The sequence below is a fragment of the Pseudomonas sp. genome (assembly GCF_050739935.1).
Taxonomy (GTDB): domain Bacteria; phylum Pseudomonadota; class Gammaproteobacteria; order Pseudomonadales; family Pseudomonadaceae; genus Aquipseudomonas.
The window spans coordinates 24,661-38,466 of record NZ_JBOICF010000082.1; the positions used below are offsets into that span (position 1 = coordinate 24,661).

At 58.6% G+C, this 13,806-nt stretch carries 9 protein-coding genes; 6 read left to right on the forward strand and 3 right to left on the reverse strand.

All coding sequences use genetic code 11. From position 1 onward, the window contains the following. Positions 1-238: 238 nt before the first annotated feature. Genes ACRER8_RS16260 through fabI form a run of 6 tightly spaced genes read left to right on the forward strand, consistent with a single transcriptional unit; the run spans position 239 to position 8,451 of the window. The gene (locus tag ACRER8_RS16260; RefSeq protein ID WP_431747290.1) at positions 239-2,050 is read left to right on the forward strand and encodes an extracellular solute-binding protein; all 1,812 of its coding nucleotides are present in this window, start codon (positions 239-241) and stop codon (positions 2,048-2,050) included. Further along, positions 2,047-3,930: an extracellular solute-binding protein gene (locus ACRER8_RS16265; protein WP_431747256.1), complete on the forward strand. Its 1,884-nt coding sequence runs from the start codon at positions 2,047-2,049 to the stop codon at positions 3,928-3,930. The genes ACRER8_RS16260 and ACRER8_RS16265 overlap by 4 nt, the downstream gene beginning before the upstream one ends. A gap of 1 nt (position 3,931) precedes the next feature. Next, the gene (locus tag ACRER8_RS16270; RefSeq protein WP_431747257.1) at positions 3,932-5,005 is read left to right on the forward strand and encodes a microcin C ABC transporter permease YejB; all 1,074 of its coding nucleotides are present in this window, start codon (positions 3,932-3,934) and stop codon (positions 5,003-5,005) included. Between the two features lies 1 nt (position 5,006). Further along, positions 5,007-6,026: an ABC transporter permease gene (locus ACRER8_RS16275; RefSeq protein ID WP_431747258.1), complete on the forward strand. Its 1,020-nt coding sequence runs from the start codon at positions 5,007-5,009 to the stop codon at positions 6,024-6,026. A 1-nt stretch (position 6,027) separates the two neighbouring features. Then, positions 6,028-7,638: an ABC transporter ATP-binding protein gene (locus ACRER8_RS16280; protein ID WP_431747259.1), complete on the forward strand. Its 1,611-nt coding sequence runs from the start codon at positions 6,028-6,030 to the stop codon at positions 7,636-7,638. Positions 7,639-7,656: 18 nt separating this feature from the next. Continuing rightward, complete coding sequence (gene fabI / locus ACRER8_RS16285; RefSeq protein ID WP_431747260.1) at positions 7,657-8,451, forward strand: enoyl-ACP reductase FabI; 795 nt, start codon at positions 7,657-7,659, stop codon at positions 8,449-8,451. Between the two features lie 392 nt (positions 8,452-8,843). Here the strand turns inward: fabI and ACRER8_RS16290 are convergent, their stop codons facing one another. From ACRER8_RS16290 to lon, 3 genes are all read right to left on the reverse strand, one after another. Next, positions 8,844-10,718 (reverse strand): SurA N-terminal domain-containing protein, encoded by a 1,875-nt coding sequence (locus tag ACRER8_RS16290; RefSeq protein WP_431747261.1) that lies wholly within the window; start codon positions 10,716-10,718, stop codon positions 8,844-8,846. A gap of 249 nt (positions 10,719-10,967) precedes the next feature. After that, complete coding sequence (locus tag ACRER8_RS16295) at positions 10,968-11,240, reverse strand: HU family DNA-binding protein (RefSeq protein ID WP_003183171.1); 273 nt, start codon at positions 11,238-11,240, stop codon at positions 10,968-10,970. Positions 11,241-11,385: 145 nt separating this feature from the next. Further along, entirely contained in the window at positions 11,386-13,782 is a 2,397-nt protein-coding gene (gene lon, locus ACRER8_RS16300; RefSeq protein ID WP_431747262.1) for an endopeptidase La, read from the reverse strand. Positions 13,783-13,806: the final 24 nt, after the last annotated feature.

Sequence of the window (13,806 nt, forward strand, 5' to 3'; positions counted from 1 at the left end):
CCACTGACCGGCAGAATCTCGATCAACTGTGGGAGCGGATTCATTCGCGATGCGGCAGCATGCTTGATAGATCCGCATCCTGGAGCAACTCTCGCCAATGAATTCGCTCCCATAGGGTTTCGCGTCAGCCTGCCGTATCATTGACGCCCTTGTTCCCCACCTTTTTCCAGCCCATACAAGCTGTTACTGTGACCGACCGCTGCCTGGATCGAACGTCGATTTGATACGCCTCTCGCTGATGATTTTCAGCCTGGTCTTGAGCACGACAGCCGCCGCGACCATCAGTGAAAGCCATGGTTACGCACAGTTCGGTGTCCTCAAGTATCCGGCCAGCTTCACCCATTTCGACTGGGTCAATCCCGAGGCGCCGAAGGCTGGCACCTTGCGAATCATGGCCAACGGTACGTTCGACACCCTCAACCCCTACACCTTCAAGGGCAGCAGCCCGATCTCCACCCCCAACTTCGGCCAGTACGGCATCAGCGAGCTGAACGAACCGTTGATGGTCGGCACCGGGCAATACGATCCGTCCGGCGACGAACCTACCTCCAGCTATGGACTGATCGCCAAGACCGTCGAATACAGCGAAGACCGCAGCTGGGTAGTGTTCAACCTGCGCCCCGAAGCACGCTTTCACGATGGCAAGCCGATTACGGCCTACGACGTGGCGTTCTCCTACCGGACCCTGCTGAAAGACGGTCACCCGCTATACCGCACTGCCCTGCAGGAAGTGCAGCGGGTGGACATCCTCAACCGGCATCGCATTCGTTTCGTATTCAAACGGTCCGGCAATCCATTACTGATTCTGCGCCTCGGTGAATTGCCAGTGCTGCCGCAGCATTACTGGAAGAACCGCGACTTCAAGGCCACGACGTTCGAACCGCCCTTGGGCAGTGGGCCGTATCGCATCACGCAGGTACGCCCCGGACGCAGCCTGGTGTTCGAACGAGTCAGGGATTACTGGGGCAAGGACCTGCCGGTCAATCGCGGTAAATACAACTTCAACCGCGTGGCGGTCGAGTTCTACCGCGATGCCGACGTCGCTTTCGAAGCCTTCAAGGCGGGCGAATTCGACATCTACATCGAGCATCAGGCCAAAAACTGGTTCACCGGCTATGACTATCCCGCGGTGCACAATGGTCAGGTGATCAAGGCGCAGATCCCACACCAGATTCCGACCCAGACGCAGGGCCTGTTCATGAACACCCGACGCGGCACCTTTGCCGACATCAAGGTGCGTGAAGCCCTGGGCCTGATGTTCAACTTCGAGTGGACCAACCGCACGCTGTTCAACAACGCCTACAAACGCTCGGTCAGCTACTACCCCAACAGCGAATTTTCCGCGACCGATCTGCCTGCCGGGCGCGAATTTCTTTTTCTCTCACCCTATCGCAATCAGCTGCCCGCGAGACTGTTCACCCAGCCGTTTGCCGTGTCGAAAACCGATGGCGGCGGCGTGCCTCGCGACACCATTCGCAAGGCGCTCGGGCTGTTCGCCGAAGCGGGCTGGAAGTTCACCGATCGCGGCCTGACCAATAGCGCCGGACAGCCGTTGCGATTCGAAATACTTCTGGTCAATCCGAGCCTCGAACGAATCCTGCAGCCTTACATCGAAGACCTCACGCGAATCGGCATCGATGCTCGCTTGCGCACCGTCGATCGTGCCCAATACAAACAGCGCCTGGACCAATTCGATTTCGACATGATTCTGATGACCCTGAACCAGACATTGAGTCCGGGCCTGGAACAATGGCAGTACTTCCACTCCAGTCAGGCCAGCATTAAAGGCAGCAAGAATTACGCGGGCGTCGCCAATCCGGTTGTGGATGACCTCCTCAATCAGTTGCTGGCGGCGAAAACCCGGGAGGATCAGGTCGCGGCGACCAAGGCACTGGACCGCGTTCTGCTCTGGCAGCACTACATGATTCCCAACTGGTATCTCAATACTCATCGTCTGGCGTACCGCAACCGGTTCGCCTTCGTCACCACCCCGCCCTACACCCTGGGCCTGCGTGCGTGGTGGCTCAAGCCCTCGGAGAAAACCCAATGACTGCCCTCCGCTCCCTGACGCGGGCTGGCGGCCTGTTTTTGCTCGGCCCTTTGTTACTCGGGATGACTTGTGCATCCCAGGCGGCCCCGCAACATGCCATCACGCTGTACAACGAAGCGCCGAAATACCCGGCCGACTTCAAGCATTTCGATTACGTGAACCCCGACGCCCCCAAGGGCGGCATTCTGCGCAGCGCCGGTTTCGGCGGCTTCGACAGCCTCAACCCATTCATCAGCAAAGGCGTGCCTGCCGATGATATCGGCTTGATCTACGACACGCTGATGCGTCAGGGCCTGGACGAACCGTTCACGGAATACGGCCTGATCGCGAGCAAGATCGAAAAAGCCCCGGATAACAGTTGGGTACGCTTCTACCTGCGCCCGGAAGCCCGCTTCAACGACGGCCATCCGGTACGCGCCGAAGACGTGGTGTTCAGTTTCGAAACGCTGATCAAGGACGGCTCGCCGCTGTATCGCAGTTACTATGCGGACATCGATCAAGCCGTCGCGGAAGATCCGCTGACCGTGCTGTTCAAGTTCAAGCACAACGACAACCGCGAATTACCGCTGATCATCGGCCAGTTGCCGGTGTTGCCGAAGCATTGGTGGGCAACCCGCGATTTCAGCAAGGGTAACCTGGAGATTCCGCTGGGCAGCGGGCCGTACAGGGTGGTCGAGGTCAAACCAGGGCGCTCGGTGCGTTACGAGCGAGTGAAGGATTACTGGGGCAAGGACCTGCCGGTCAACAAGGGTTTCTACAACTTCGACAAGCTGTCCACCGACTACTACCGCGACAACACAGTCGCGCTGGAAGCCTTGAAAGCCGGGGCCTTCGATTTTTGGCAGGAGATGACCGCGAAGAATTGGGCCACCGCCTACGACGTGCCGGCTGTGCGTGAAGGTCGGCTGATCAAGGAAGAAATCCCCAACGGCAATCCCCAGGGCATGCAGGGCTTCATCTTCAATCTGCGCAAACCGATGTTCCAGGACATCCGCGTGCGTCAGGCCCTGAGCCTGCTGCTGGATTTCGAATGGACCAACAAGCAGCTGTTTTTCGGCATGTACACGCGCACCAAAAGCTATTTCGACAACTCGGACATGCGCTCACGGGGCCTGCCTTCCGACGCCGAGCTGAAAATCCTCGAACCGCTGCGCGGCAAACTGCCGGATCCGGTGTTCAGCGAGGAATTCAAGCTGCCGGTCACCGACGGTAGCGGCATCATTCGCGAACAACAACGCAAGGCCTTCGCCCTGCTCAAGGAAGCGGGCTGGAAAATCGTCGGCGACAAGATGGTCGACACCGAAGGCAAGCCGGTCAGCATCGAATTCCTGCTGGCCCAGACCGAATTCGAGCGCGTGCTGCTGCCGTTCAAACGCAACCTGGCCGATATCGGCATCGACCTGGAGATCCGCCGGGTCGACGTCTCGCAATACATCACCCGCCGCCGCTCGCGAGACTACGACATGATCGTCGGCAGCTTCCCGCAATCCAGCTCGCCGGGCAATGAACAGCGCGAATACTGGGATTCGTCCGCCGCCGACAAGCCCGGCAGCTACAACCTGATCGGGCTCAAGGATCCGGCCATCGACACGCTGGTCAGCGGCCTGATCAACGCCGACTCGCGCCAGAGCCTGATCGACCACACCCGCGCCCTCGACCGCGCACTGCTCTGGGGCTACTACGTGATCCCCAACTGGCACATCAAGACCTGGCGCCTGGCCTACTGGGACCATCTGGGCCACCCGCAGAAATCGCCGCTGTACGACATAGGCACCATGACCTGGTGGGCCAAGCCCGACGCGACGCCTGCGATTCCGCTGCAGAGCGCGCCGGACCTCGCCGAGCCTGAGGCGGCACCTTCCAAGGACACGGAGCAATAACATGCTGGCGTACATTCTGCGGCGCTTGCTGCTGATCGTGCCGACCCTGTTCGGCATTCTGCTGATCAACTTCGTGATCATCCAGGCCGCGCCGGGGGGCCCGGTCGAACAGATGATCGCCAAGCTCGAAGGTTTCGAAGGCGCCACCAGCCGCATCGCTGGCGGCGGTGCGGAAGTCTCCGTGGCGGGCTCGACCTACCGGGGCGCTCAGGGCCTGGATCCCGCGCTGATCAAGGAAATCGAGCACATGTACGGCTTCGACAAGTCGGCGCCAGAACGCTTGTGGATCATGGTCAAGAACTACGCCAGGCTGGATTTCGGCGACAGCTTCTTTCGCGATGCCAAGGTCATCGATCTGATCGCCGAGAAGATGCCGGTGTCGATCTCGCTGGGATTGTGGAGCACGCTGATCATGTACCTGGTGTCGATCCCGCTGGGGATCGCCAAGGCCACGCGACACGGCAGCCAGTTCGACATCTGGACCAGTTCGGCAATCATTGTCGGCTATGCCATTCCGGCGTTTCTGTTCGCGATCCTGCTGATCGTGGTATTCGCGGGGGGCAGTTATTTCGACTGGTTCCCCTTGCGCGGCCTGACCTCCGGCAATTTCGACGAACTCAGCTGGCTGGGCAAGGTGGGCGACTACTTCTGGCATCTGGTATTGCCGATCACCGCGCTGGTGATCGGCAACTTCGCCACCATGACCTTGCTGACCAAAAACAGCTTCCTCGATGAAATCGGCAAGCAATACGTGATCACGGCCAAGGCCAAGGGCCTGACCCAGCGTCGCGTGCTCTATGGACATGTGTTCCGCAACGCGATGCTGCTGGTAATCGCCGGTTTCCCGTCCGCATTCATTGGCATTTTCTTCACCGGTTCCCTGCTGGTGGAGGTGATCTTTTCCCTCGACGGCCTCGGTCTGATGAGTTTTGAAGCGGCGATCAACCGCGACTATCCGGTGGTGTTCGGCACCCTGTTCATCTTCACCCTGCTGGGGCTGGTGGTGAAACTGATCGGCGACCTGACCTATACGCTGGTTGACCCACGTATCGACTTCGACCGCAGGGATCATTGATATGACGTTGTCCCCTCTCAATCGACGCCGTTTCGAACGCTTCAAGGCCAACAAGCGTGGCTGGTGGTCGCTGTGGCTGTTCCTCATCCTGTTCGGTCTGAGCTTGGGCGCCGAACTGATCGCCAACGACAAACCGCTGGCCGTACGCTACGACGGTGAGTGGTATTTCCCAGTGTTCAAGCGCTATCCGGAAACCACCTTCGGCGGCGAGTTCCCGCTGGAAGCCAACTACAAGAGTCCCTATATCAAGGAATTGCTGGCCAGCAAAGGCGGCTGGACGCTGTGGGCGCCGATTCCGTTCAGCTACCAGAGCATCAATTACGATCTGAAAGTCCCAGCCCCGGCGCCGCCTTCTCGTGAGAATCTGCTCGGCACCGACGATCAGGGCCGCGATGTATTGGCGCGGGTGATTTATGGCTTCCGTGTCTCGGTGCTATTCGCCCTGACCCTGACAATCCTCAGTTCGATCATCGGGGTCATCGCCGGGGCATTGCAGGGTTTTTATGGCGGCTGGGTCGATCTGGTTGGTCAACGCTTTCTGGAGATTTGGTCCGGCCTGCCAGTGCTGTACCTGCTGATCATTCTGGCCAGCTTCGTGCAGCCCAACTTCTGGTGGTTGCTGGGCATCATGTTGCTGTTCTCCTGGATGAGTCTGGTGGACGTGGTGCGCGCCGAGTTCCTGCGGGGACGCAACCTGGAGTACGTGCGGGCCGCACGAGCGCTGGGGATGCAGAACGGCGCGATCATGTTCCGGCACATCCTGCCCAACGCGATGGTCTCGACCATGACCTTCATGCCCTTCATCCTCACCGGCGCGATCGGTACCCTGACCGCGCTGGACTTCCTGGGCTTCGGCTTGCCCGCGGGCTCCCCTTCCCTGGGCGAACTCGTCGCACAGGGCAAATCCAACCTGCAGGCGCCGTGGCTGGGCATCAGTGCTTTTGCCGTGCTGGCGATCATGTTGAGTCTGCTGGTGTTCATCGGCGAATCCGCCCGTGACGCATTCGACCCGAGGAAATGAGATGACGCAGGATAATCTGATCGAAATCCGCAATCTGTCGGTCGAGTTCGTCACTGGCCAGAAAACCCAGCGCGTGGTTGAGGGCATCAGCTTCGATATCCGTAAGGGCGAAACCCTGGCGCTGGTCGGCGAAAGCGGATCAGGCAAGTCAGTCACCGCCCACTCGATCCTGCGATTGCTGCCCTACCCGCTCGCACGCCATCCCACCGGGACCATTCAATACGCCGGCAACGAGCTGCTGACCGTAAGTGAAAAACGCATGCGCGCCATTCGTGGCAATCGCATCGCGATGATCTTCCAGGAGCCGATGACCTCGCTCAACCCGCTGCAGTCAATCGAGAAGCAGATCAACGAGGTGCTTGGTCTGCACAAGGGTCTGACCGGCAAGGCAGCCACACGGCGCACTCTGGAGTTGCTGGAGCTGGTGGGCATCCCCGAGCCGCTCAAACGCCTCAAAGCCTTGCCACACGAGCTCTCCGGCGGTCAGCGCCAGCGGGTGATGATCGCCATGGCCCTGGCCAACGAGCCGGAGCTGCTGATCGCCGATGAGCCGACCACCGCGCTGGATGTCACGGTGCAGCTGAAAATCCTCGAACTGCTCAAGGAGTTGCAGGCCCGTCTGGGCATGGCTTTGCTGTTGATCAGTCACGATTTGAATGTGGTTCGACAAATTGCCAACCGAGTATGTGTCATGCAGCGCGGTTGCATCGTCGAACAGGCATCGTGTGAAGAACTGTTCCGTGCACCGCAGCATCCGTACACCATCGAACTGCTCAGCGCTGAGCCAAAAGGTGGTCCTGCGAACAACGCTCCGGGCGCGCCGATGCTGGAAGTCGAAGACCTGCGGGTCTGGTTTCCGATCAAGAAAGGCGTGTTCAAGCGCACCGTCGATCACGTCAAGGCCGTGGACGGCATCCACTTCAGTCTGCCCAAGGGGCAGACGCTGGGGATCGTCGGCGAAAGCGGCTCGGGCAAATCGACGTTGGGACTGGCGATTCTCAGGTTGATTCGCAGCGAAGGCGAGATACGCTTTCAGGGCGACTCGCTGGCCTGTCTGAAACAGGACCAGGTGCGACCGCTGCGGCGACAAATGCAGGTGGTGTTTCAGGACCCGTTCGGCAGTCTTAGCCCGCGTATGTCGGTGTGCGACATCGTTGGCGAAGGTCTGCGCATTCACAAGATCGGAACACCCGTCGAACAGGAAGCGGCGGTGGTTGAAGCGCTCAAGGAGGTGGGTCTGGACCCGGCAACCCGGCACCGCTATCCGCATGAGTTTTCCGGCGGACAGCGGCAAAGGATCGCCATCGCACGGGCATTAGTGTTAAAACCGGCGCTGATTTTACTGGACGAGCCGACTTCGGCCCTCGACCGGACCGTTCAGCGTCAAGTAGTGGAGCTTCTGCGCTCCCTGCAAACCAAGTACAACCTGACGTATTTGTTTATCAGCCATGACCTGGCGGTAGTCAAAGCGTTGAGCCACCAACTGATGGTGGTCAAGCAAGGCCAAGTGGTCGAACAGGGTACGGCAGAAGACATCTTCGCCGCGCCGCAACATCCTTATACACAACAGCTGCTGGAGGCCGCTTTTCTGGCACCAGCAGCTGTCGATTAACCTGAAGAGGAACAAACCATGGGTTTTCTCGCCGGTAAGCGCGTCCTGATCGTCGGTGTCGCCAGCAAACTGTCCATCGCATCCGGTATCGCTGCCGCCATGCATCGCGAGGGCGCTGAGCTTGCCTTCACCTATCAGAATGAAAAACTCAAAGGCCGTGTCGAAGAATTCGCAACGGGCTGGGGTTCGAACCCTGAGCTGTGCTTCCCTTGCGATGTCGCCAGCGACGAAGAAATCGCCAAGGTCTTCGAAGCGCTGAGCAAGAAATGGGACGGCCTGGACTGCATCGTGCACTCGGTTGGCTTCGCTCCGGGCGACCAGCTGGATGGCGACTTCACCCAAGCCACCACCCGTGACGGGTTCCGCATCGCTCACGACATCAGCGCCTACAGCTTCGTGGCTCTGGCCAAGGCCGGTCGCGAAATGATGAAAGGCCGCAATGGCAGCCTGCTGACCCTGTCGTACCTGGGCGCCGAGCGCACCATGCCTAACTACAACGTGATGGGCATGGCCAAGGCCAGTCTGGAAGCCGGCGTACGTTACCTGGCCCGCAGCCTGGGTCCGGACGGCACTCGCGTCAACGCGGTATCGGCTGGCCCGATCCGCACGCTGGCCGCTTCCGGCATCAAGAATTTCCGCAAGATGCTCGACGCCAACGAAGCCCAGACCCCGCTGCGTCGTAACGTAACCATCGACGAAGTCGGCAACGCCGGCGCATTCCTCTGCTCTGATCTGGCTTCGGGTGTGAGTGGTGAAATCATGTACGTCGACGGTGGGTTCAACACCACGGCGATGGGTGATCTGGAAGGTTGATGTCCGGTTGATCTCAATGCAATACCTGTAGGAGCCGGCTTGCTGGCGAAAACGGTGGGTCAGGCAGCGATATGCTGAATGGCCCGCCTTTTTTTTGCGCTGGTTTTTTGGTGTAGCCGTTATCGGTGAGGTATTGGCTTGGGTCCGCCTTGTAGGCGTATCGCGTAAAAAACTGTGGTCGCGCGCAGAATCTCGGTGCGTCACAAAATGTACAGGAGCCGGCTTGCTGGCGAATGCGGTGCTCAGTTACAGATGTTTTGTCGACACTGCGCGTTCGCCAGCAAGTCGGCTCCTATAGAAGATCGAGCAACGGATACATCCCCCAGCGCCAAAAAACAAAAAGCCCCAACTCTCACAAGTCAGGGCTTTTCGTTTTCAGCATCCAGCGAGAATCAATACTTCTCGATCTTCGCCTCGGCTTGCAGCTGCGCTTGATACGCCTCGAAGTCCTGACGCCCCTCACGCGATGCCAGGAAGCGACGATACTGAGTCTTCTCCGCATCGGTCGCCGGCGCCGCCTGATTCACACCATTGAGGCGCACAACCACAAAGCTGCCATCGGCCGCCGTCAGACTCGAATAAACCGGCTTGTCCTTACCTTCCGGTTTAGGCATACGGAACAGCGCCTGCAGAACCTGAGGGTCGATACCCTCCTGACCACGAGAAGCCGCTTCCACAACCTTCCAGTTCTGGCCTTCCTGCTTGGTAGCGCTATACGGCACCTTGCCATCGCGCAGACCGGCCAGCAGCGTTTCGCCCTTGCCTTTGACGGCATCGCTGGCGTGCTCTTTGGTCAGCTGTGCACGGATCGCATCGGAGACCGCTTCCAGAGGCAACTGCTCAGGCTGACGGTGTTCCTTGACGTGTACCACCACGGAGGTTTCAGGGTCGAGTTCCAGCGCCGAGCTGTTGGAGCCCTCCTCCATCACCTCAGGGCTGAACGCTGCCTGGATCACCGCGCGGTTGGCCGCGATCCCTTCCCCGCCTTCACGACCGAACGGTGCAGTGGTCTGAACCTTCAGGCCCAGATCCTGCGCAGGCTGTGACAAGTCAGAAGCCTCAAACGCAGCGTCCTCCAGCTTCTTGCTGGCATCGACGTACATCTGCTCGACCTGTTGCGACTTCAAATCGTGAGTCAGCTTGTCTTTCAGGCTGGCGAAGGTCGGAACCGACGGAGCCTCGACTCCCAGCAGCTTGATCAAGTGCCAGCCGAACTGACTGCGAACTGGCGCCGATACCTGATCCTTGTTCAACGCATACAGCGCGTCTTCGAAGGCTGGATCGTAAACGCCCTTGCCTGCGTAGCCTAGATCACCGCCCTTGCTCGAAGAGCCCGGGTCTTGTGACAGTTCCTTGGCCAGCGCTGCGAAGTCTTCACCTTTGGACACGCGTTGCTGGATCTCTTCGATCTTCGCCTTGGCCTGGGCATCGGTTGTCTTGTCATTGACTTCGATCAGAATGTGCGCGGCACGACGCTGCTCGGCCAGGTTGGCGATTTCTTTCTGATACGCCGCCTGCAGGTCTTCGTCCTTCACTGACACCTTGTCGAAGAACGAGGATTTCTTCAGTTCGATGTAATCCAGGACCACCTGTTCAGGGCTGAGGAATTCCTTGGCGTGCTGATCGTAGTGCGCCTTGACTTCGTCGTCGGTGACTTTCACGTTGGATGGATCGGCCGGTAGAGTCAGGGTCGCGAAGTCGCGGGTCTGTTTTTCCAGGCTGGCAAATGCATCGACTTGCGCGTCGGTCACGAAGGCACTGCCACCGATACCCGCACGGATCTGGCCGATCAGCATTTCCTGACCGAGGATCTGACGGAATTGCATCCGGCTGTAGCCCAACTGACGAACCACCTGGTCGAAACGATCGGCATTGAATTTGCCGTCCACCTGGAACTCAGGCGTCAGCAGGATCTGCTGGTCCAGTGCGGCTTCGGAGAAACCGAATTTGGCGTCCGCAGCTCCCTGCAGCAGCAGCTTGCGATCGATCAAGCCCTTGAGAGCAGCGTCACGCAGCATCTTTTCGTTGAGCATTGCCGGATCGAAATCCTTGCCCAACTGTTGCATGAGCTGGCGGCGTTGCATTTCCACGGCCTGGCTCAGATCCGTCTGCGTGATCTCGTCGCCATTGACCTTGGCGGCGTCCTGGCTGTGGCTAGTGGCCCTGAAAATGGCATCGAAACCGGTCAGCGCCATCAGCGCCACGACAACGCCGATAATGGTTTTGGCAATCCAGCCTTGTGAATTGTCCCTGATATTCTGCAGCATGCGTCCCCCAGAGGGTTTTACTCAACTCACAAAGCTGCGACACACGGAGTGGAGCGTGGGTGAAATCCGGATAGAAGAAAGGCGCATCCGAGGATGCGCCTTCTCGTAACTTTCAAAACGGGCAAAGCGGACAGGGTTCGAATTTGCGTTCCCTGAGTTGACAGGCCAGCGCTTGACCAACCGCACTTGCCACTTCACGCCCGGGGCAGAGATAACGCTGTCCTGGGTGGGCAAAGGTAAAAAAGAAAATTAGTTGACTGCTTCTTTCAGAGCTTTACCGGCTTTGAAGCCTGGTTTCTTGGCAGCCGGGATTTCCAGAGTCTTACCGGTCTGTGGGTTACGGCCGGTACGGGCAGGGCGATCAGTTACGGAGAAAGTGCCGAAGCCAACCAGTACAACAGAGTCGCCAGCCTTCAGAGCGCCAGTGACGGACTCGATGACTGCGTCCAGCGCACGGCCAGCAGCAGCTTTCGGGATGTCAGCGGATGCGGCGATAGCATCAATCAGTTCCGACTTGTTCACTCTAAGTCCCCTTATATCTATCTATATTGAGTATATTTTCTAAGTTTTTTGGTGAAGCCAAACAAATGCTGAATGGCCTTCTGACGCTGGAAAGAGCCGCTTTATAACAAGGGCTCTAAAAAGCTGTCAAGGAAGGCCCCCCAGACTAATGCGTGCTAATTCTTTCCTTAGAGTCAGACTCGCGTTTTTCGTCCTTTGCAACCATCTCGGGAGCCACATCCGGCAAGGGCTCCGGCGCGTATTGCAGCGCAATTTGCAGGACTTCGTCAATCCATTTAACGGGTTTGATCTGCAGATCCTGCTTGATGTTGTCAGGTATTTCCTTCAAATCACGTACGTTTTCTTCAGGAATGATCACCGTTTTAATTCCACCACGGTGCGCGGCGAGCAGTTTTTCCTTTAAACCGCCAATCGCCAGAACCTGACCACGCAGGGTGATTTCGCCAGTCATCGCTACGTCTGCACGCACCGGTATCTGGGTCAGCGCCGAAACCAGCGCCGTGCACATGCCTACGCCCGCGCTAGGGCCGTCTTTGGGTGTCGCCCCCTCCGGCATGTGGATATGGGTGTCGCGCTTCTCATGGAAGTCCAGAGGGATGCCCAGGCTTTTGGCGCGACTGCGGACGACGGTCAGGGCTGCAGTGATCGATTCGACCATCACGTCACCCAACGAGCCGGTCTTGATCAACTGACCTTTACCCGGAACCACGGCCGCTTCGATGGTCAGCAATTCACCACCCACCTGCGTCCATGCCAAGCCAGTCACCTGACCGATCTGATCCTGCTGCTCAGCCAGCCCGTAGCGGAATTTGCGCACACCAAGGAAGTTTTCCAGCATGGCGGCGGTGACCACCACGGCAAAACGCTTCTCGGCGGCATGCTCTTTGACCGCTTTGCGGCAAACCTTGGCGATCTGACGTTCCAGGCTACGCACGCCGGCTTCACGCGTGTAGTACCGGATAATGTCGCGTATGGCCTCTTCTTCGAACTCGATTTCACCTTTCTTCAGGCCGTTGGCAGCGATCTGTTTGGGCGAGAGATACTTGGTGGCAATGTTGATCTTCTCGTCTTCGGTATAACCCGGCAGACGAATCACTTCCATACGGTCCAGCAGGGCCGCCGGGATGTTCATCGAGTTGGCAGTGCAGAGGAACATCACGTCCGACAAGTCGTAATCGACTTCCAGATAGTGGTCATTGAAATTGTGGTTCTGCTCCGGATCGAGCACCTCAAGCAACGCCGAGGCCGGGTCACCGCGCATGTCGCTGCCCATTTTGTCGATTTCATCGAGCAGGAACAGCGGGTTGCGAACGCCAACCTTGGTCATTTTCTGGATCAGACGACCCGGCATCGACCCGATGTAGGTGCGACGGTGACCACGGATTTCGGCTTCGTCTCGCACGCCGCCAAGGGCCATGCGCACGAACTTGCGGTTGGTGGCGTGGGCGATCGACTCTGCCAGCGAGGTCTTACCCACACCCGGCGGACCGACCAGGCACAGCACCGGACCACGAATCTTCTTCACGCGCTTTTGCACGGCGAGGTATTCGAGAATCCGCTCTTTGACTTCTTCCAGACCATAGTGGTCGGCGTCGAGGATGTCTTCGGCACGCGCCAGGTCCAGACGAACCTTGCTTTGCGCCTTCCACGGCACCTGAACCAGCCAGTCGATATACGAACGCACGACGGTAGCCTCAGCAGACATCGGCGACATCTGCTTGAGCTTGTTCAGCTCGGCCGTGGCTTTGGTCATCGCATCTTTCGGCAGGCCGGCGGCATCGATGCGCTTTTTCAGCTCTTCGATTTCGTTGTGGCCTTCGTCGCTGTCGCCGAGCTCTTTCTGAATGGCCTTCATCTGCTCATTCAAGTAGTACTCGCGCTGGCTGCGCTCCATTTGCTTCTTCACGCGACCGCGGATGCGCTTCTCAACCTGCAGCAGGTCGATTTCGGCGTCCAGCAAGGCCAGCACGTGTTCAACGCGAGCGCCCAGATCGATGATTTCGAGGATTTCCTGCTTCTGCTCGATCTTCAGCGCCATGTGCGCGGCCATGGTGTCGACCAAGCGACCCGGCTCATCGATGCTGTTGAGCGAAGACAGGACTTCAGCGGGGACTTTCTTGCCCAACTGCACATATTGCTCGAACTGCGCCAGCAGACTGCGCACGAACACTTCGGACTCACGGTCGGGGGCATCAACCTCGTCGATCAGCGCCACTTCGGCGCGGCAATGGTCGTCCACTTCGATGAAGCGCTCTACTGAGCCGCGCTGCTCGCCTTCGACCAGCACTTTGACAGTACCGTCCGGCAGCTTTAGCAACTGCAATACGGTTGCAATCGTACCTACGCTATAAAGAGCGTCTTCACCAGGATCATCGTCTGCTGGGTTTCTTTGCGCGAGCAGCAGAATCTGCTTGTCACCGGTCATCGCAGCCTCAAGGGCCTCGATGGACTTCTCGCGCCCCACGAACAGTGGGATAACCATATGCGGATACACCACGACATCGCGCAATGGCAAAAGAGGCAATTCAATGGTCGTCTTCATGATTTCGCCTCTACGGCGGCCTTG

What these genes read in the sequence shown, in the direction of transcription:
- ACRER8_RS16275 (WP_431747258.1), top strand. Translation starts at nt 5,007, where the DNA reads ATGACGTTGTCCCCTCTCAATCGACGCCGTTTCGAACGCTTCAAGGCC.
- lon (WP_431747262.1), bottom strand. Translation starts at nt 13,782, where the DNA reads ATGAAGACGACCATTGAATTGCCTCTTTTGCCATTGCGCGATGTCGTG.
- ACRER8_RS16290 (WP_431747261.1), bottom strand. Translation starts at nt 10,718, where the DNA reads ATGCTGCAGAATATCAGGGACAATTCACAAGGCTGGATTGCCAAAACC.
- fabI (WP_431747260.1), top strand. Translation starts at nt 7,657, where the DNA reads ATGGGTTTTCTCGCCGGTAAGCGCGTCCTGATCGTCGGTGTCGCCAGC.
- ACRER8_RS16265 (WP_431747256.1), top strand. Translation starts at nt 2,047, where the DNA reads ATGACTGCCCTCCGCTCCCTGACGCGGGCTGGCGGCCTGTTTTTGCTC.
- ACRER8_RS16280 (WP_431747259.1), top strand. Translation starts at nt 6,028, where the DNA reads ATGACGCAGGATAATCTGATCGAAATCCGCAATCTGTCGGTCGAGTTC.
- ACRER8_RS16270 (WP_431747257.1), top strand. Translation starts at nt 3,932, where the DNA reads ATGCTGGCGTACATTCTGCGGCGCTTGCTGCTGATCGTGCCGACCCTG.
- ACRER8_RS16260 (WP_431747290.1), top strand. Translation starts at nt 239, where the DNA reads ATGATTTTCAGCCTGGTCTTGAGCACGACAGCCGCCGCGACCATCAGT.